Here is an 18,484-nt window from a genome sequence, read left to right as displayed (position 1 = left end):
ATGCGCCGGAGGGAGTTCCCTGTGAGCCTGAGCCAGCACCAACCGGATCCCTACGGGACGGTCCTCGACGTCGACGCGTCCGAACTCGACCGCCTCCGGCTGCTGGAGCGGGCCGCCGACCCCGGCACGGTCGCCGCGTTCGAGCGGATCGGGGTCGCGCCCGGGTGGCGGTGCCTGGAGGTGGGCGCCGGCGCCGGGTCGATCGCCGGGTGGCTGGCCGACCGGGCGGGGGCGGGATCGGTGGTGGCGACGGACGTGGACGTCCGGTTCCTCGACGACCTCGCGGAGCGGGGCGTGCGGGTGCTGCGCCACGACGTCGTCGCCGATCCGGCGCCGGGGGACGCGTTCGACCTCATCCACCTCCGTCACCTGCTGGTGCACCTGCCCGCGCGGCGGGCGGTGCTGGACCGGCTGGTGTCCTGGCTCGCGCCCGGCGGGTGGCTGGTCGTGGAGGACGCGCACATCAGCCCGGACCTGATCAACCGCGCGGCCGTGCGCGCGGCGCGGGCGGGCGTGGTGCGGCTGCTCAGCGAGCGGGTCGGCAGCGACTTCTCGACGTGGGCGTCGACACTGCCGCTGCCGCTGGAGGAGGCCGGACTGACCGACGCCGAGGTCGGTGCCACCGCCATGACCGTGCGCGGCGGCACCCCCTCGGCCCGGCTCGGCCAACTCGGGCTCGAACGGCTCAGCCCGCAGCTGGTGGCGGCCGGCATCCTGACCGCCGAGGACCTCGCCTCGGCGCGGACCGCGTTCGCCGACCCGAACCTGCTCGACCACAGCCACGTCCTCTTCCGTGCCGTGGCACGGAAACCGCGCTGATCAGACGTCGGACCAGGAGCCCCGCGGCGGTCCGCCGGTCAGCGGGGTGGTGTCGAGGTAGCGGGGCCGCAGGACGCGTTCGGCGAACCGCCAGCCGTCCTCGGTGCGCCGGTAGCGGTCGTGGAACACGCCGTACATGACCACCGACGTGCCGGTGCCCTGCCGGCCGAGTTCGAAGACGTACTCCCGGCCGGTGGCGGTGTCGCCGTCGAGCCGGATCATGCCGGTGTGCGTGTTCTGCACCCAGAACTCCCACGCGTTCTGCAGCCGCTCGATCCCGGCGCGGATCTCCGCGCGCCCGACCAGCTCGACGTTCGCGAACGGGATCCGCCAGACCGCGTCGTCCGTGAACAGTGCCGCGAACCGGTCGTAGTCGCCGCTCAGCGGGGCGTCGACGTGCTCACCGCGCAACGCCTCGATCTCGACGCGGTCGACGATGGCCGCGAGGTTGCTCATCCGTGTCCTCCTCAGGGGGTGGGTCGCTGTCCCCGGGTACGACGACACAGCCGCCCGAAATGTGAACACCGACGCCCCGCGACCGGGAAATGGTCATCCGAAATGAACGACCGACCCGCAGTCGGAGAATTCGAGATCATTTCCACTTGATGTGATGATCGAACAGGCACCAAACTCCTGGTCACCGCATTGTTGAATTGTGAAATGGCGCCGGGCATCCACTGGAGCGCCGGTAAGGTATCCGTTTTCGGCCGTTGATTCGACCGGGCGGCGACCGGAAACTGGGTCGTATGACGACAACTGGGCGGGAACAGGCAGTGGTGCTGGGCGGGAGTATGGCCGGTCTCCTGGCCGCGCGGGCACTCGCGGACTTCTACGAGCGGGTCATCGTGGTCGAGCGGGACGAACTTCCCGCCGGGCCGGTGCACCGCAAGGGTGTTCCGCAGAGCCGGCATTACCACACGGTGCTGCTGCGGGCCGGCCAGGTGCTCGACTCGCTGTTCCCCGGCCTGGTGGACGAGTTCGTCGAGGCCGGTGCGTCGATGCCGAACCTGTTGCTGGAGGCCAGGTTCCGCCTCGGTGGCTACCAACTGGCCACAGTGGACACCGGTTCGCTGGCGATCCAGTTGAGCCGGCCGCTGCTGGAAAGCATGGTCCGCGCCCGGGTCGCCGCCCTGACCAACGTCAAGATCGTCGACAACTGCGAGACCACCGGCCCGCACTTCACCGACGGCCGCGTCACCGGCGCGAACGTCGTGTACCGGGCGGGCGGGCGCCCCGACCTGCTGGAGGCCGACCTGGTGGTGGACGCCACCGGCCGGTCGGGCCGCGCGGTGGCCTGGCTCACCGAGCAGGGCTACCCGGCCCCGGCGGAGGACCGGATCAAGGTCGGCATCGCCTACGTGACCCAACTCCTGCGCCTGGACCCGAACCTGCGCCCGGCGCAGGACATGATTCTCGTCGGCCCGGTTCCCGGGCGCCCCAACGGTTTCGTCTACGCCGCCCAGGAGGGCGGCCGCTGGATCCTGACCGTCGTGGGCATGGCCGGCGACCACCCGCCGGCCGACCCCGAGGCGCTGCTGGAGTTCGTCGCACGCTCCGCGCCCCCCGACGTCCTCGACACCATCAAGGCCGCCGAACCCATCGGTGACCCCAAGGTGCACAAGTTCCCGGCGAGCCTGCGCCGCCGCTACGAACACCTCCGCCGTTTCCCCGAGGGCCTGATCGTCACCGGCGACGCCATCTGCAGCTTCAACCCGATCTACGGCCAGGGCATGACCGTGGCCTGCCTGGAAGCCGAAGCCCTCCACCGCTGCCTCGCCACCGGCGACACCGACCTGGCCCACCGCTTCTTCGCCGAGGCGGCCACGATCGTCGACCCCGTCTGGCAGTTCAACGCCGGCGGTGACCTCGCCCTCCCGGAGATCGAGGGCGACCGGCCGCTGCGCACCCGCCTCACCAACCGCTACGTGGCCCGCCTCCAACGCATCGCCCAACACGACCCGGTCGTCGCGAACGCGTTCATCCGCGTCATCGGCCTGCTGGAACCCCCGACGGCCCTGACCCGCCCCGGCATCCTGGCCCGCGCGCTGCTCGGCGGCCGTTCCCGGTAGGGAGGGCGTCAGCGTTTGGTGACCCGGCCGATGACCAGGCCGACGAGGACGCCGGTGAGGACCGGCGGCAGGAGGCGGCGGGCCGGGGCGGCCAGCAGGGACAGGCCGTTGAGGCTGGACTCCGCCGGCTCGACGACCGACGCGGCAGCGGGGGCGGCCACGGCCGGGGTGTCCGAAGTGGACGGGGCGGCGACGGTCTGGATCTCCTTGGCCAGGTTGGCGGCGAACTGGCTGACGATGTGGTGGCTGACGTCGGCCAGGACGTTGCGGCCGAACTGGGCCGCCTTGCCGGTCACCTCCAGGTCGGTGGTGACGTTGACCTCGGTGGTTTCGGCGGCGGCGACCAGGCTCGCGGTGACGGTGGCGCTGACGAAGCCGCCGCCCCGGACCTCCTTGGCCTTGGCGGTCAGGACGACGCGGTGGGACTGGTCGTCGCGGTGGGTGAAGGTCATGGTGCCGTGGTAGCGCATCATGATGGGGCCCAGTTTGACCGCGACGCTGCCGGTGATGTCGTCCCCGTCGACGCTGTCCAGGGACGCGCCGGGCATGCAGGGGGCGACGCGTTCCACGTCCAGCAGCGTCGTCCAGGCGGTGTCCACCGGGACCGGGACGGTGAACGTGTTGGTGAGTTGCATTCGGACTCCTCTCAGCCGGCCGTCAGGGCCGCGACGATCTTGGCGGGGGTGAGCGGCAGGCTGGTGATCCGGGCACCGAAGGGCCGCAACGCGTCCTCGACGGCGTTGGCGACCGTCGCCGGCACCGGGATGGTGCCGCCCTCCCCCGCCCCCTTGACCCCCAACGGGTTCAGCGGGCTCGGGGTGTACAGGTGCACCAGCTCCACCGGCGGCACCTCGACGGCCGACGGCAGCGCGTAGTCCAGGTAGCTCGTCGTCTGGGGCTGGCCGGCGGCGTCGTAGTGCGGCTCCTCGTACAGCGCGTTGCCGATGCCGTGGGCGAAACCGCCGAGCACCTGGCCGTCGACGAGCATCGGGTTGATCACGGTGCCGCAGTCGTGGCCGATGACGTAGCGCAGGATGCGGATCTGGCCGGTTTCCGGGTCGACCTCGACGGTCGCGGCGTGCATGCCGCTGGCGTAGGCCGCCCGCTCGGGCGCGAAGTACGACGTCGTCTCCAGGCCGGGGTTCACGCCGGGGGGCAGGGTGATCCCGTGCTTGCCGATGTTGGCCACCTGGGCGATCTCGGTGAGCGTCAGGCCGTGGTCCGGCTCGCCGACCACGCACACCCGGTCGTCGACGAAGCACAGGTTCGCCGCACTGGTCTTGAGCAGCACCTCGGCCACGTCCAGGATCCGTTCCCGCAGTCGCCGCGCCGCCTGAAGGGTGGCCGAGCCGGCGGTGACGGTGGTGCGGGACGCGAAACTGCCCTGGCCGAACGGGATGCTGGCCGTGTCACCGGTCGCCACGGTGATGTGGCGCATGTCCAGGCCGAGACCGTCGGCCGCGATCTGGGCGTACACCGTCTCGTAGCCCTGGCCCAGCGGGGTGGCGGCCAGGGTCACCAGGACCGTGCCGTCGCGGCGCAGACGCAGCCGCGCGCCCTCGTACGGGCCGAGACCGCAACCCTCCACATAGGCCCCCAGGCCGATGCCCACCAGCCGGCCCTCGGCCAGGGCGGCCCGCTGGCGGTCGCGTTCGCCCGCGTAGTCGAAACGGTCGAGGACCGCCTCGTGCAGCGCCGGGAAGTCGCCGCTGTCGTAGGTCAGCGGGGAGCCGTCGCGGAAGGTCAGGCCGACCTGGTACGGGAACTGGTCGGCCTGGACCAGGTTCACCCGGCGCACCTGCGCCGGGTCGGCGCCCAGGTGCTCGGCGATGCGGTCCATCATCCGCTCCATCGCCACCACCGCCTGCGGACGCCCGGCGCCGCGTACCGAACTGGTCGGCACCATGTTGGTGTAGCAGGCGATCAGCTCGGTGTGGATGTTCGGGATGCGGTACTGGCCGGGCAGTGTGCTCAGCGTGATCGTCGGCACCTGGAGCCCGGCGCAGTAGGCGCCCTGGTCGTGCTGGAAGACGTTCTTCACCACCAGCAGCCGGCCGTCGTCGTCGAAACCGACCTCGACGTCGTGCACCTGGGTGCGCTCCATCATGGTGGCCACGAAGTTCTCCGACCGGTCCTCGATCCACTTCACCGGGTGGCCCAGCAGCCGCGCCAGGTACGGCACGACCGCGTCCTCGCCGTGGAACTGGGCCTTGGGGCCGAAGCCGCCGCCGTTGTCCCTCGGCACGACGACCCGGACTTCGTCCTCGGTCACGTCGCAGAAGTAGGCGATCAGGTTGCGGGTGTAGTGGGGTGACTGGGTGCACGGCCACACCACGATCTCACCGGTGGCCCGGTCGACGCTGGCGGCGATCCCCCGGGTCTCCATCGAGTGCCCGCCGCCCCGCGCCACCACGAACCGTTCCCGCAGCCGGTGCGGGGCGGTCGCCAGCGCGGTCTCCGGGTCACCGGCGGTCTGGGTGAGGTGCACGGCGACGTTGCCGGGCACCTCGTCGTGCACCGACGGGGCGTCCGGGGCGAGCGCCGCCCCGGTGGAGGCGATGGCCGGCAGCACCTCGTAGTCCACGTCGATGAGTTCCAGGGCGTCCTCGGCGATGTGCCGGGACGTGGCGACCACGACCGCCAGCGGCTCGCCGACGAACCGCGCGTACTCCGGCGGCAGCGGGTAGCGGGGAACGTCGTAGAGCTTGGGGTTGGTCACCTTCGGCGGGATCGGCTTCACCAGGTCGGCCAGGTCGCGGCCGGTCCACACGCCGATCACGCCCGGCAGAGCCTTGGCGGCGGTGGTGTCCATGGCGAGCACCCTGGCGCTGGCGTGCGGGCTGCGCAGGAACGCCGCCTCGTAGCAGCCGGGCAGGTCGAGGTCGTCGAGGTAGGTGCCGGCGCCGGTGAGCAGCCGGCGGTCCTCGCGGCGGGGCACCGCCACGCCGATCATCTTCTCAGCCACGGCCCTCGCCCCCGTCCGACGCCTCGACCACGGCCGAGACCAGGCCGGCGTAGCCGGTGCAGCGGCAGAGGTTGCCCGAGAGCACCTCGCGCGCCCGCTCCGGGGTGTCCACCGGTCCCTCGCGCAGCGCCTCGGCCGCGCTCATCAGGAAACCGCTGGTGCAGAAGCCGCACTGGAGGGCGTGGTGGCGGGCGAAGCTCTCCTGCAACGGGGACAGCTCGTCCCCGTTCGCCAGGCCCTCGACCGTGTCGACGGTGTGCCCGTCGGCCTGGACGGCGAACATCAGGCAGGACCGGACGGCGGCCCCGTCCAGGTGCACCGTGCAGGCCCCGCACACGCCGTGCTCGCACCCGACGTGGGTGCCGGTCAGCCGCAGCCGGTGGCGGAGGAAGTCGGCCAGTGACAGCCGACTGTCCACAACGGACTCCTGGGTGACGCCGTTGACCGTGGTGGTGATGCGGTGTGTGTCCTCACCGACCGTGTTCTCCGGCACGAGCGACACCTCCTTGCCTGGTCAGGCCGGTGAGTACCCGGCGGGTGAGCACGCCGACGAGCTGCTTGCGGTACGCGCCGGGGGCGTGGATGTCCCCCGACGGGTCGACCTCGCCCCGCGCGGCGTGCTGCGCGGCGACCAACGCGGCCGGCGTCAGCGCCGAACCGACCAGGGCCGCCTCGGCGGCGGCCAGGCGCACCGGTGTCCCGGCCACCCCGGCGGCGACCAGCCGGGCCGAACGCACCACGCCGTCGTCGTCGCGGTGCACCACCCCGGCGACCGCGGCCAGCGCGAAGTCACCGTTGCGCGTGGCGAACTCGGCGAAACCGGTGGCCGTGCCGGGCGGCAGGTCGGCCAGCGTGACCCCGACGAGCAGTTCGTCGGGTTCCAGGGCGGTGGTGAAGTGGAACAGGAAGAAGTCGTCGGCCGGGACCGCCCGCACACCCCGGGTGGAGGCGACGTGCATGGTGGCGCCCAGGGCGGTCAGCACGGTCGGCAGCTCGGCGGCCGGGTCGCCGTGCGCGACGCTGCCGCACACCGTGCCCCGGTTGCGGATCTGCGGGTGCGCGACCTGGGCCAGCGCGGCCGGCAACAACGGGAACGCCGCCGCCAGCTCGAGTGAGCGCTCGACGGTCCGCTGCCGCACCAGGGCGGGGATCCGCCAGCCGCCGGCCTCGCGGACCACGGTGTCCAGGCCGGGCAGCCGGTTGACGTCGATCAGGTGCTCGGGCGCCGACATCCGGAAGTTCAGCAACGGCACCAGACTCTGACCGCCGGCGAGGACCTTGGCGTCGTGGGAGTGCTCGGCCAGCAGCGCCAGCGCCTCGGGCACCGAGGCCGGGGCGTGGTAGGCGAACGCGCGAGGCTTCACGACGCCACCGCCTCGGCGTGGCAACCGCAGTCCTGGCCAGGTAACTCGGCCGGTGGCGGCGCGCCGGTGAGGTGCGCGCGGACCAGGCCGGCCAGCTCCGGGCGTTCGACCAGCGACAGGTGACGCAGGTCGGGCAGGGTCAGCGCGGTGGCGTCGGGGACGTGCGCGGCGAGGTACTCGCTCATCGCCGGCGGGGTCGCGTAGTCCTGTTCCCCGGCGAACGCGAGCGTCGGCGCGGTGACCGAGGCCAGCAGCTCCCGGCTGTCCAGGTGGCCCAGCGCCAGGCAGGCCTGGGCGTGCGCGGCGGGGTCGGTGGCCAGGAAGATCCCGACGACCCGGTTCACCTGGGCCGGGTGGGTGCGGCGGAAGGCGTCGGTGAACCAGCGGTCCACCTGGAACGGGATCTGGGCGGTGCGAGCGGTGGCGGCGACCCGCCCGGCCCGCTCGGTCCACACCGGCACGGCGTCCTCGCCGTACCAGGCGGTCGAGTCGGCCAGCACGAGCCGGTCGACGCGGCCGGGCGCGCGGCCGGCGAGGGTGAGCGCCACGCTGCCACCCATGGACATGCCGAGCACGTGCGCACTGGCCAGTCCGAGCCCGTCGAGCAGCGCGACGACGTCGTCGGCCAGGTCGGTGACGCCGAACTCCGCACCGTCCCACCCGGACTCGCCGTGGCCCCGCGCGTCCGGGGCGATCACGTCGAAGTCGGCGGCGAGGCGGTCGGTCAGCGGCTCCCACACCCGGCCGGACAGGGCCAGCGGGTGCAACAGCAGCAGGGGCGGCCCGCTGCCCCGGCGCCGGTAGGCGATCCGGCCACCGGGGCCGTCGACGAAGTCAGGCACGAACGCTCCCCTGGATCAGGCCGGTGACGGTGCCGCCGAGCACGGCGGTCGTCGCGGCGGGTGTCAGGCCGGCGGCGGTGACGGTGCCGACGGGGTCGGGGTCGCCGAGCGCGAACGGGTAGTCGCTGCCCAGCAGCACCCGGTCGGGGCCGACCAGGTCGACCAGGAACCGGATGGCCGGCGCCGACAGGGCGACCGTGTCGTAGTACAGGTCGGCCAGGTAGTCCGACGGCCGGTCGCGCTCGATCCGGTGGGCGGCCAGGCGGTCGGCGCGGTGCGCGCCGTCCAGCCGCCCGCTCTGGAACGGGACCAGGCCGCCGCCGTGCACGGTCACCAGCCGCAGCGCCGGGTGCCGGTCGAGCACCCCGGACAGCAGCAGCCGCGCGAGGGCGAAGCTGGTGTCCACCAGCCGGCAGTAGGCGTTGGCGAACTCGTCGCTGTCGGGCAGTACCCGGGACGGCCCGTCGGCCGACGGGTGCAGCAGCACCGGGATCCCCAGCTCGGCGGCCACCGTCCACAGTGGTTCCAGCCGGGGGTCGGCGAGGGTGGTGGCGTTGGCCGGGTCGGTGCTCAGGACCAGCCCGCTCATGCCGTGGCGGGTGATCTCCTCGGCGAGGTCGGCGGCGGCGGTGTCCGGGTCGTCGAGCGCGACGGTCGCCAGCCGGCCCGCGGTGCCCTCGCCGGTGTGCTCGCGCAACGCCTCGTTGAGCCGGCGGGCCCACGACCGGGCGGCGCCGGGCGACATGCCGGCGGTGGGCTGCACGTCCAGCCACGGCGACACGACCTGGCGGTCGATGCCGGTGCCGGCCAGGTACTCCAGGCGACGTTCAGCGCGGCACATGCGTTCGCGGACCAGCCGTTCGCCGGTGCCCGGCAGGGACACCAGCCAGCCGTTGTCGGTGTGCCGGGCGGTGACCCCGTCCCAGGCCCCGCCGGCCACCTCGGCGAGCAGTGGTTCCGGAACGACGTGCGCGTGGCAGTCGACGATCATGTGACGGTCCCCCTCGAGGTCATCCAGCCGGAGCGTTCGATGGCCCGCAGCCCGCGCAGCACGATGGAGGCGGTCAGGGCGGCGGCGACGTCGGCGTCCCGGTCGTCGTAGGCGGCCAGCAGCCGCTCGTGGTCGGCCACGGACTCGGCCATCCGGCCCGGCATCGACAGGCTCAGGTGGCGCAGCCGCAGCATCCGCAGGCCGAGGTTGTCCAGCAGGCGGCACAGGGTGGCGTTGCCGGTCAGCCGGGCCTCGGTGTTGCGGAACTCGACGTTGGTCCAGAAGTAGCCGTCGACGTCGCCGGCCTCGGCGGCGTCGTGCAGCCTGGTCTGCACCAGGCGCAGCCCCGCCAGGTCCCGGTCGGTGGCGACGTCCACGACGCACCGGCTGACCATCCGGTACAGGTGGGCACGCACCTGGTACATGTCCCGGACCTCGGCGAGGGACTGGGTGGTGACCCGGGGCCGCCGGTGGGCCGAGATGTCCACGAAACCCTCGCGCTGCAACGCTTGCAGCGCCTCGCGGACCGGGGTGCGGCTGGTGCCGAAGACCCTGGCCAGCTCGACGGAGTTCAGGTCGTCGCCCGGCTCGTAGCGGCCCTCGATGATGTCGGCGCCGACCTTCACCACGATCTCGTCGACCAGACCGGCGCCGTGTTCGCGACCCAGCACCCGCAGCAGCTCCGCGCGGCTGGTGTCGCCCGGCCGGGCGGCCGGCTCGGGATTCACCGTCCCCCCAACAGGTCGGGCCACTTGGCGACGACCCGGTCGCACAGCTCGCGGCTGGCCTCGGCGACGACCGGGAAGTCGGCGAGCCGTTCGAAGGGCCGGCACGCGTCGATCACCGCGCGGGTGTTGTAGCGCGGGGCGCCGGGGTCGGCGAGCGGGTCGACCCGGCTGCCCCACGTCTTGCGCAGGATCTCGATGTCGGCGGCCGGTTCGGTGCGGGTGCAGACCGCCCACATGACCTCGCTGAGGCTGCGGGTGTCGACATCGCTGTCGACCACGATGACGAACTTGTTCATGTACGCGGCGGCGGGCAGCTGGGAGGTGAGCAGGCCGGCCTGGCGGGCGTGTCCGGCGTACTTCTGGTCGATCGAGACCGCCAGCAGCTGGCGCCCGCCGCCCTCCTCGTGCGCCCACACCTCGCGCACCTCGGGCAGTCCGGTGGCCAGCAGCGCGTCGAGGATCATGCTCGACTTCATGACGCTGCGCATGTACGAGTAGTCGTGCGGCGGCTTGCCGGGCGGGGTGCCCAGCAGGATGGGGTCGCGGCGGCGGTAGACCCGCTCGACCTCCAGCATGATCACCTGGCCGGCGCCGCCGCTGTAGTACCCGGTCCACTCGCCGAACGGGCCCTCCTCGGCGGTGACCTCCGGGCGCAGCCAGCCCTCGACGACGATCTCCGCGTTGGCCGGCACCGGCAGGCCGGTGACCTCGCCGGGGATGACGTCCACCGGCCGGCCCTGGATCGCGCCGACGTAGTCCAGTTCGGACACCCCGGCCGGTACCTCGGTCCCGGCGGCCACGACCATCAGCGGGTCGCCGCCGAGGGTGACGGTGACCGGGGCGCGGCCGTGCCGGGCGAACCACTCGCGGACGTGCATGGCGCCGTGTTTGCCGGCCTCGATGTTGATGGTGGCGCCGCGCGCGTGCTGGACCTGCATCCGGTACGAGCCGGCGTTCACCCAGCCGGTGTCCGGGTCGGTGGTGAACACCGCGCAGCCGGTGCCGATGTAGCGGCCGCCGTCGTGCTCGTGCCAGAACGGCACCGGGAAGCTGAGCAGGTCGATCTCCTCGTCGCGCTCGACGACCTCCATCACCGGTCCGGTGTCGACGGTGCGCGCCCGGTAGTGCTCGTGGTCGCGCAGCCACTGCGCCGGCTTGCCGCGCAGGGCGCGGACCAGCGCGTGGTCGTCGAGTTCGGTGCCCAGTCGCAGGGTCAGGCCGAGGCGGCGGGCGTTGGACATGCTGCTGGTGAGGACCCGCATGCCGGCCGGGTAGCCGGTGATCTGGTCGAACAGCAGCGCCGATGGCGACGGGAGCCGGTAGTTGACCTCGGAGACGGCGCCGATCTCCAGGTTCCAGTCCGCGCCGTGTACGTCGCGCAGGTCGCCGATGTCCCGCACGGCCGTCAGCCAGGTCCGCAGGTCGACGATCTCGTCGAGGGACACACCCATCGAGCTTCACCCCTTTGGTCCGGTCGACCGCAAAGTGTCGACACCTCAGTGAATCAGACGCGGCGACGTGATGTCCAGTTCGGAGCATCGTCGCTGTTGGTTGTAGTTTTAGGGCATACTGAACGGGTAGCCCATGAAGAGAAAGTGTCGACTTCTGTCCACACTTCCGAGGAAACCGAGGACGAACGATGCGGGTTGTCGTCGCCATGACCGGGGCCAGCGGGGCGCCCTACGGCGTCCGGATGCTGCGGGTGCTGCGCGAGCTGCCCGACGTCGAGACCCACCTGGTGATCTCCCGGTCGGCGGCGCTGACCATCGCCCAGGAGTGCGGCGGGCTGACCCCGGCCGACGTCGCCGACCTCGCCGACGTCACACACCGCCCGTCGGCCGTCGGCGCCACCATCGCCTCCGGGTCCTACCCGGTCGACGCGATGCTCGTCGCGCCGTGCTCGATCAAGACGCTCTCGGCCATCGCCCACTGCCACGCCGACGACCTCATCCCGAGGGCCGCCGACGTGTGCCTCAAGGAGGGCCGGCCGCTGGTGCTGATGGTGCGGGAGACCCCGCTGCACCTGGGCCACCTGCGGGCGATGACCGCCGCGACCGAGGCCGGCGCGGTGATCATGCCGCCGGTGCCCGCCTTCTACACCCTGCCCGCGACCGTGGACGACCTGGTCGACCACTCGGTGCGCCGGGCGCTCGTGCGGGCCGGGGTGGCCGCGGCCGCCCCACGCCCGTGGGACGGCCGCGTCGGCGGCTGAGACACCTCACATGTAGCCGCCCCCGTTGACCGCGAGGATCTGGCCGGTGATCGGGTCCGACGCCGCCGAGGCGAGGAAGGCCACCGTGCCGACCAGGTCGTCGGGGACCAGCGCGCCGGCCAGCAGCTGGCTGGCCGCCGCGCGGGTTCGCCGCTCGGGCGTCGGATCGGGCTCGCTGAGCACGATGCCCGGCGCGATCGCGTTGACCCGGATGCCGTCGGGAGCCAGCTCCGAGGCCAGCGTGCGGGTCAGGCCGAGGATGGCCGACTTGCTGGCCACGTAGTGCACCCGCGACGGCGAGCCCTTGAGCGCGGTGTCCGAGGACACGTTGACGATCTTGCCGTAGCTCCGCTCGCGCATCGCCGGGACGACCGCCCGGCAGGCCAGCCAGGTGCCGCGCACGTTGACCGCCATCATCCGGTCCCAGTCGGCCACCGTGATCTCGTCGAAGGGCACCCGCGCCATCGCGACGGTCAGGAAGATCGCCGCGTTGTTGACCAGCACGTCGATCCGGCCGAACGCGCCCACCGCCTCGGCGGCCATCGCCGCGGTCGCCTCCTCGTCGGCGACGTCGACGGCGACCGCGTGCGCCCGGCCGCCGTCGGCGGTGATCTGTTCGGCCACCGCCTTCGCGCCGGCCCCGTCCAGGTCGGCGACCACCACCGAGGCGCCCTGTTCGGCCAGCCGCACCGCGTAGGCGCGGCCGAGACCGTGGGCGGCGCCGGTGATCACGGCCACCCGCCCGTTCACGGCCGGCTCCCCGGACCGATCGACAGGTTCTTCACACGGGTGAAGCTCACCAGTTCCTCCAGGCTGTTCTCCGTACCGATACCGCTGAGCTTGTGCCCGCCGAAGGGGGCGCCCAGCGGCCGCTGACCGGCGCCGTTGATCCACACGTAGCCGGCCTGGACCGCGCGGCCGAACCGCAGCGCGGTGGTCACGTCGTTGGTCCAGATGTTGGCCGTCAGACCGACCGGCAGCGCGTTGGCGATCTGCAGCGCCTGGTCCTCGTCGGTCCAGCCGAGCACACTGACCACCGGCCCGAAGATCTCCTCGGTGGCCAGCGCCATCTCCGGGGTGACGTCGTCGAACACCGTCGGGGCCAGGAAGTACCCGGCCGGGCCGAGACCTTCCGGCCGGCCGCCGCCGGTCACCAGCCGGGCGCCGGAGGCCAGGCCGCGTTCGAGGTGGCCGAGCACCCGCTGGTGGTGCCCGGCGAACGCGAGCGGCCCCATCTCCACGCCGGGGACCAGCGGGTCACCCACGCTCAGCGCCTCGACCCTGGCCACCAGTTCGGCCACGAACTCCGCGCGCACCGACTCGTGCACCAGCATCCGCGACGGCGACCCGCAGGACTGGCCCTGTCCCCTGGTGAAGTTCATCGCCCGGGTCGCGGCCTCGGCCGCCGCCGCGACGTCCACGTCGGGGAACACGATCAGCGGGTTCTTGCCGCTCAGCTCCAGGGTCACCGCCTTGAGCCGGTCGGCCGCCGCGCGCGCCACCGCCCGGCCGGACTCGACGCCGCCGGTGAACGCGATCCTCGGCACGCCGGGATGCGCGACCAGCGCCGCGCCGGCCTCCCGGCCGCCGGTGACCACGTTGAGCACCCCGGGTGGGAGGACACCGTCGGCCAGTTCGGCCAGCCGCAGCGCCGACACCGGTGTGGTGTCACCGGGTTTGAGCACCACGGCGTTGCCGGCCGCCAGCGGGCCGGCGATGCCGCTGGCGGCGAACTGGATGGGGTGGTTGAACGGCACGATCCGCCCGACCACGCCGTAGGGCTCGCGCAGCGTCAGGTTCAGCCCGACGCCGGGGACCTCGATCGTCTGGCCCTTCAGCTCGCTGGCCAGGCCGGCGAAGTAGCGCAGGGTGGCGACCGCGTTGTCGACGTCCTTGGCCATGCCGTCCACCGGGATACCGGCGTCGACGGCGTCCATCCTGGCCAGTTCGCCGGCGTGCGCGGCGACCCGGTCGGCCAGTTCGGTGAGCGCGGCCGCCCTGGCCTGCCAGCCGAGCGCCGCCCACGGACCGGCCGCGCGCGTCGCCGCGTCGACCGCGCGCGCGACGTCCGCCGGGCCGGCCTCGGCCACCTCGGTGACCTGCTCCTCGGTGGTCGGGTCGATCGACGGGGTGCGCGCGCCGCTGGCGGCCGGCACCCATTCCCCGCCGATGGACAGGTCGTAGTGCTCGCGGATTCCCGAGGCGGCGCGGCGGGTCGCCGGGGAGAGGTCGCTGGTGAGCGTCATCAGCTGTCCGACTTCTCGATGACGCCCTCGTCGCGCAGCGCGTCGAGGAAGCTGTTGTCGATGAACTGGGAGATGTCGTCGGGGACCTCGCCGCCGCTGGCCGCGTCGACGAACGCCTCGCGCACGATGTCCTCGTCCACCACCGGGTCGGTGGTCCAGACCTTGGTGAAGAAGTCGTAGGCGTAGGCGGCCATGTCGCGGTTCTCGGTCTTGGTGTACTTCTGGATGGCGTCGATGCTCGCGTCCCGGTTGGCCTCGTCCTTGAGGAACGCCAGGCATTCCACGTTGGCCCGGACGAACTTCGACACGGTGTCCTTGTTCTCCTGCGCGTACTCACCGGTGACCGCGTAGACGCTGCCGGCGGTCTCGTACTCGGTCATGTCGGTGATCTTGTGCCAGCCCTGGTCCTCCGTGGACACACCTTGCGGCGGCGCGGTGACCAGCGCGTCGATCTCGCCGCTCTTGGCCGCGGCGATCAGCGCGGGCAGCGAGGCCAGGTTGGACACCTGCACGTCGTCCTTGAGTCCCTTGTCCTCCAGCATCAGCCGGGTGGCCGCGTCGGTGACCGAGCCGGGCGCGGTGACGCCGACCTTCTTGCCGCGCAGGTCCTCCACGGTCTTGATCGACGGGTCGCCGAACATCTCCACGAAGTACTTGGGCAGCTTCAGCTCGATCATCTTCAGGTCGGCGCCCTGCAGCGCGCCGGTGGCGATCGCGCGGCCGTCGCCGCCGGCGATCTGCACCGCGTCGCTGGACAGCGCCGCGACGAGCTGGGAACTGGTCTTGAGCAGGGTCAGCTCGACCTGCAGGCCGTGCTTGTCGAAGATGCCCTCGTCCTGGCAGACGTAGAGATCGCCGTAGGAGGCGGTGTCGGACGGGTAGCCGATCTTGATCCGGGTCACGTCGCCGTCCTCGCCGGCGTCGGAGCCACAGCCGGCGAGGGTCACGGCGGTGGTCACCGCCAGCAGGGATGCCATGAGTGTGCGCATGTCAGGCCTTCTCTCTTCTCGACTTCTCTGTCGATGCCCCACACAGGGGCGGTTCTGACGTGTGATGTGTCAGGGTGGTCAGGCGGCAACCGGCAGCGCGCCGAGCAGGCGCAGGACCCAGTCCGCCACCAGCGGTCTGACCCGGTAGCCCAGGTTGTGCAGGACGTGGTTGCCCTCCGGTTCGAGGACCAGCCGGGCGCGGTCGCCGAAGTGCTCGGTCAGCCGCCTGGCCTGGGTCAGGTCGAACAACCGGTCCCGTTCCCCGTGCACCACCAGGAACGGGATGTCGCGCTCCGGCGGATGACCGGCCAGGCTGAACTCCTCGGCGTTGGCCAGCGCCGCCGGCTCGTCCGCCGCGCCGGTGCGCACCTGGAACGCCTGCCGGCTCAGGAAAGCGAGACTGGGCCACGCCTGCGCCATGCTGTAGCACCCGCCGAGCGAGACCCCGGCGCGCAGGCCAGGGGTGCTGGCCGCGGCGCGCGCCGCGTAGTAGCCGCCGAGACTGACCCCGACGATCGCGATCCGACCCGGGTCGACCCCGGCGATCCCGGTGAGCGTGGCGAGGACCGACGCGGCGACGTCCTCCCACGCCGAGGGCAGCCGGCTGTCGAACTCCGACTCGCCCTGCCCGGGGCCGTCCACCACGAACGTGGCCATCCCCCGGCGCAGGAACACCTCACTGAACAGATGCAGTTCCTCCTTGGCCGCGTCCAGGCCGGGCACCAGCACGATCGCCGGCCACGGACCTGGCCCGTGCGGGGCGCGGAACACCCCCGGCAGCGTGCCGCCGGCGTGCGGCACGTCCACGATCCGGCCCGGCCACGGCAGGTGCGGCAGCGCCTGGCGGTAGGCCAGCGCCGACTTCGCGGTACCGGCGCGCAGCGCGCCCTGGTCGTGCACGAACAGGAACTTGCCGAAGTGGAACTCCAGGGCGGCGATCAGCCGCAGCTCGGCGGCGGTGAGCGTCGCGCCGGCCCGCTCGGCGTCGGCCGCGTGCGCCAGCTGGGTGTCCCCCATCCGCTCCCAGGCCGCGTACCAGCTGGGCCAGTCGTCGAGGGACCCGGTGATCGTGTGCAGATCGTCGAGCGGGACCCCGTTGCTGACGAAGCGCTGGGTGAGGTGCCTGGCCTGGGCGACCGGGTCGGGGAATGTCATGCGGTTCCTTCCGTTCGGGACCGGCGGGCGACCAGCCGGCGGACGAGCAGACCGAGGGCGAGCAGCACCCCGGCCACGGCGAGCGGCGGGCCGAGCGACCGGCGCCCGGCCGGCGGCGGGGGCTCCGGAGCGGGTGGCGGGGCGGCGAGCGGGACCGGGCCGAGGCGTTCGTGCGTCTCCAGCACGGCGGCGACGATCCCGCCGTACCCCGTGCAGCGGCACAGGTTCCCGGACAGCGCCGCGCGCACGGTCGGCTCGTCGAGCCGTTCCCGCGCGAGCAGTTCGACGGCGGCCACCAGGAACCCCGGGGTGCAGAACCCGCACTGCAACGCGTCGTGCCGGTCGAAGGCCGCGCGCAGTTCCCCGACGGCGGGCGACGCGGCAGCCAGGCCCTCGACGGTCACCACGTCGGCCTGGTCCGCCTGACCGGCCAGGACCAGGCACGACCGCACCGAACACCCGTCGAGCAGCACCGTGCACGCACCGCACACGCCCTGTTCGCAGCCGATCTTGGTACCGGTCAACCCACGTCGGTCGCGCAGGTAGTCGACCAGCGTGAGCCGGTCGGGCACGACGTCGCGGGCCGGCTCGCCGTTCACCCGGACACCGACGGCGTTGCGCGGTTCGGTCACCGGTCCTCCTCTCCGCCGACCCCGGCCAGGGCCCGGGCGAGCACGGTGGCGACCAGACGGCGCCGGGCGGGGTCCTCGACCGGCAGGCCGGCCACGGCGGCCCACGCCAGCTCGTCCCAGGGGCACCCGTCGAGGGGGCGGCCGATCGCCGGGGCCAGTGCGTCGCCGAGGTCGACCGGCACCGGGCCGACGGCGAACAGCACGGCGCGCGCCGAGCGCACCGTCCCGCCGGTCACGCCGACCGCGCAGAGCGCCCCGGCACGGGCGTAGTCACCGTGCCGGGGCGAGAACTCGGCGAACCCGTACCGGGTGCCGGCCGCCGCCCGGGGAACGCGCACGCCGGTGAGCAGTTCGTCCTCGCGCAGCGCCGTCAGGTACGGGCCGACCAGGAAGTCCCTGGCGGCGACGGTGCGGGTGCCCCCGACCGACCGGCACACCAGCCGCGCGTCGAGCAGGACCATCGCGGCGGGCAGTTCGGCTGCCGGATCGGCGTGCGCGAGGCTGCCGCCCAGGGTGCCCCGGTTGCGGATGGCGTCGTGGCCGATGTGCGCGGCGGCCAGGCCCAGCACGGCGGGCAGCGGCCCGGCGGTCCCGGCGGCCAGGTCCCGGTGGCGTACCCGCGCACCCAGCTCGACCTCGTCGTCGCGGACCGACACCTCGGTCAGCTCACTCACCCGGCCCAGGTCCACCAGCACGTCCGGGGTGGCCATGCGCAGCGCCAGCAACGGCATCAGGCTCTGGCCGCCGGCGATGACCTTGGCCACCGTCCCGTCGTGCCGATCGAGCGCCGCCAGGCAGCCCGCCACGTCGGGCGGCCGGACCAGGGTGAGCGGGGCGGGTTTCACCGGCGGGCCTCCTCGATCAGGCCCAGCAGGTGGTCGCTGGTCATCGGGTGCCGGGCCACGTGCACGCCGAACTCCTCCAGCGCGTCGTCCACGGCGGCGGCGATGGCCGACCCGCTGGCGATGATCCCGCTCTCGCCGACCCCCCGGATGCCCAGCGGGTTGAGCCCGCTCGGCGCGTCGAGGTGGGCCAGGCGGATCGCCGGCACGTCGGTCGCCTCCGGGACCAGGTAGTCGGCGAGCGTGGCCGACAGCGGCTGGGCCGCCGGGTCGTGGTCGACCCGCTCCAGCAGCGCGCCGCCGATGCCCTGGGCGACACCGCCGCGCAGCTGGCCGTCGACGACCCGGGGATTGAGCGACGGGCCGGTCTCGTGCGCCACGCCGTAGCGGCGCACCGACGTGCCACCGGTCAGGGTGTCGACCACCACGGCCACCGCGTGCACCCCCATCGTCCAGGTCACCGTGGGCGGGGCGAACGTGTGGACCTCGTCGAGGCCGGGCCGGCCGGCCTCGACGAGCAGCGCGGCCAGCTCGGCCCAGCTGACCCGCCGGCCGGTCGCCGGCACGACGAACCCGCCGGGCGCGGCGTCGACGCCGGCCGCGCCGAGCAGCTCGCGCAGTGCCGCGCGG

19 protein-coding genes are annotated in these 18,484 nt (G+C 73.1%); 3 read left to right on the top strand and 16 right to left on the bottom strand.

All coding sequences use genetic code 11. The features are described from left to right. Positions 1 to 21 precede the first annotated feature (21 nt). The gene (locus BLA60_RS33515; protein WP_162293045.1) at positions 22 to 819 is read left to right on the top strand and encodes a class I SAM-dependent methyltransferase; all 798 of its coding nucleotides are present in this window, start codon (positions 22 to 24) and stop codon (positions 817 to 819) included. Here BLA60_RS33515 and BLA60_RS33510 read toward each other — a convergent pair whose 3' ends face one another. Further along, positions 820 to 1,275 carry a nuclear transport factor 2 family protein gene (locus BLA60_RS33510; protein ID WP_075137065.1) on the bottom strand — a complete coding sequence of 152 codons (456 nt, stop codon included), beginning with the start codon at positions 1,273 to 1,275 and terminating at the stop codon, positions 820 to 822. It abuts the gene before it with no gap. Positions 1,276 to 1,565: 290 nt separating this feature from the next. Between BLA60_RS33510 and BLA60_RS33505 the strand changes: the two genes are divergently transcribed. Then, positions 1,566 to 2,888 carry an NAD(P)/FAD-dependent oxidoreductase gene (locus BLA60_RS33505; protein WP_075137064.1) on the top strand — a complete coding sequence of 441 codons (1,323 nt, stop codon included), beginning with the start codon at positions 1,566 to 1,568 and terminating at the stop codon, positions 2,886 to 2,888. A gap of 8 nt (positions 2,889 to 2,896) precedes the next feature. Here the strand turns inward: BLA60_RS33505 and BLA60_RS33500 are convergent, their stop codons facing one another. From BLA60_RS33500 to BLA60_RS33465, 8 genes are read right to left on the bottom strand one after another with little or no spacing between them, the layout of a single operon-like run. Continuing rightward, complete coding sequence (locus BLA60_RS33500) at positions 2,897 to 3,523, bottom strand: SRPBCC family protein (protein WP_075137063.1); 627 nt, start codon at positions 3,521 to 3,523, stop codon at positions 2,897 to 2,899. A gap of 11 nt (positions 3,524 to 3,534) precedes the next feature. Then, positions 3,535 to 5,853 carry a xanthine dehydrogenase family protein molybdopterin-binding subunit gene (locus BLA60_RS33495; protein ID WP_211288931.1) on the bottom strand — a complete coding sequence of 773 codons (2,319 nt, stop codon included), beginning with the start codon at positions 5,851 to 5,853 and terminating at the stop codon, positions 3,535 to 3,537. Continuing rightward, complete coding sequence (locus tag BLA60_RS33490) at positions 5,846 to 6,346, bottom strand: (2Fe-2S)-binding protein (protein ID WP_075137148.1); 501 nt, start codon at positions 6,344 to 6,346, stop codon at positions 5,846 to 5,848. Before BLA60_RS33490 ends, BLA60_RS33495 begins: the two co-directional genes overlap by 8 nt. Continuing rightward, positions 6,324 to 7,217: an FAD binding domain-containing protein gene (locus BLA60_RS33485; protein WP_075137062.1), complete on the bottom strand. Its 894-nt coding sequence runs from the start codon at positions 7,215 to 7,217 to the stop codon at positions 6,324 to 6,326. The genes BLA60_RS33490 and BLA60_RS33485 overlap by 23 nt, the downstream gene beginning before the upstream one ends. Beyond that, complete coding sequence (locus BLA60_RS33480; protein ID WP_245812323.1) at positions 7,214 to 8,059, bottom strand: alpha/beta fold hydrolase; 846 nt, start codon at positions 8,057 to 8,059, stop codon at positions 7,214 to 7,216. The genes BLA60_RS33485 and BLA60_RS33480 overlap by 4 nt, the downstream gene beginning before the upstream one ends. Next, positions 8,052 to 9,050: an amidohydrolase family protein gene (locus tag BLA60_RS33475; RefSeq protein ID WP_075137061.1), complete on the bottom strand. Its 999-nt coding sequence runs from the start codon at positions 9,048 to 9,050 to the stop codon at positions 8,052 to 8,054. The genes BLA60_RS33480 and BLA60_RS33475 overlap by 8 nt, the downstream gene beginning before the upstream one ends. Further along, on the bottom strand, positions 9,047 to 9,778 hold the full coding sequence (locus BLA60_RS33470; RefSeq protein ID WP_154814792.1) for a GntR family transcriptional regulator: 732 nt from the start codon (positions 9,776 to 9,778) through the stop codon (positions 9,047 to 9,049). Before BLA60_RS33470 ends, BLA60_RS33475 begins: the two co-directional genes overlap by 4 nt. Next, the gene (locus BLA60_RS33465) at positions 9,775 to 11,229 is read right to left on the bottom strand and encodes a UbiD family decarboxylase (protein ID WP_075137060.1); all 1,455 of its coding nucleotides are present in this window, start codon (positions 11,227 to 11,229) and stop codon (positions 9,775 to 9,777) included. Before BLA60_RS33465 ends, BLA60_RS33470 begins: the two co-directional genes overlap by 4 nt. Positions 11,230 to 11,417: 188 nt before the next feature. Between BLA60_RS33465 and BLA60_RS33460 the strand changes: the two genes are divergently transcribed. Beyond that, the gene (locus tag BLA60_RS33460; RefSeq protein WP_075137059.1) at positions 11,418 to 11,990 is read left to right on the top strand and encodes a UbiX family flavin prenyltransferase; all 573 of its coding nucleotides are present in this window, start codon (positions 11,418 to 11,420) and stop codon (positions 11,988 to 11,990) included. Positions 11,991 to 11,996: 6 nt separating this feature from the next. Here BLA60_RS33460 and BLA60_RS33455 read toward each other — a convergent pair whose 3' ends face one another. The 7 genes from BLA60_RS33455 to BLA60_RS33425 form a co-directional block, all read right to left on the bottom strand. Then, a complete protein-coding gene (locus BLA60_RS33455) occupies positions 11,997 to 12,740 on the bottom strand; it encodes an SDR family NAD(P)-dependent oxidoreductase (RefSeq protein WP_075137058.1) in 744 nt (247 codons plus the stop codon). Then, on the bottom strand, positions 12,737 to 14,236 hold the full coding sequence (locus tag BLA60_RS33450; protein ID WP_075137057.1) for an aldehyde dehydrogenase family protein: 1,500 nt from the start codon (positions 14,234 to 14,236) through the stop codon (positions 12,737 to 12,739). Before BLA60_RS33450 ends, BLA60_RS33455 begins: the two co-directional genes overlap by 4 nt. Then, the gene (locus tag BLA60_RS33445) at positions 14,236 to 15,225 is read right to left on the bottom strand and encodes an ABC transporter substrate-binding protein (protein WP_084735626.1); all 990 of its coding nucleotides are present in this window, start codon (positions 15,223 to 15,225) and stop codon (positions 14,236 to 14,238) included. The genes BLA60_RS33450 and BLA60_RS33445 overlap by 1 nt, the downstream gene beginning before the upstream one ends. Positions 15,226 to 15,303: 78 nt before the next feature. Next, the gene (locus BLA60_RS33440) at positions 15,304 to 16,380 is read right to left on the bottom strand and encodes an alpha/beta hydrolase family protein (RefSeq protein WP_075137055.1); all 1,077 of its coding nucleotides are present in this window, start codon (positions 16,378 to 16,380) and stop codon (positions 15,304 to 15,306) included. After that, a complete protein-coding gene (locus tag BLA60_RS33435; RefSeq protein WP_075137054.1) occupies positions 16,377 to 17,012 on the bottom strand; it encodes a (2Fe-2S)-binding protein in 636 nt (211 codons plus the stop codon). Before BLA60_RS33435 ends, BLA60_RS33440 begins: the two co-directional genes overlap by 4 nt. Next, positions 17,009 to 17,857: an FAD binding domain-containing protein gene (locus BLA60_RS33430; protein ID WP_075137053.1), complete on the bottom strand. Its 849-nt coding sequence runs from the start codon at positions 17,855 to 17,857 to the stop codon at positions 17,009 to 17,011. Before BLA60_RS33430 ends, BLA60_RS33435 begins: the two co-directional genes overlap by 4 nt. Beyond that, a partial coding sequence (locus tag BLA60_RS33425) for a molybdopterin cofactor-binding domain-containing protein (protein ID WP_154814791.1) occupies positions 17,854 to 18,484 on the bottom strand: 631 nt, incomplete at its 5' end. The genes BLA60_RS33425 and BLA60_RS33430, both read right to left, overlap by 4 nt.

Source organism: Actinophytocola xinjiangensis (assembly GCF_001921215.1).
In the GTDB taxonomy this organism is placed as follows: Bacteria; Actinomycetota; Actinomycetes; order Mycobacteriales; family Pseudonocardiaceae; genus Actinophytocola; species Actinophytocola xinjiangensis.
This window is presented reverse-complemented; position numbering and strand designations above follow the sequence as displayed.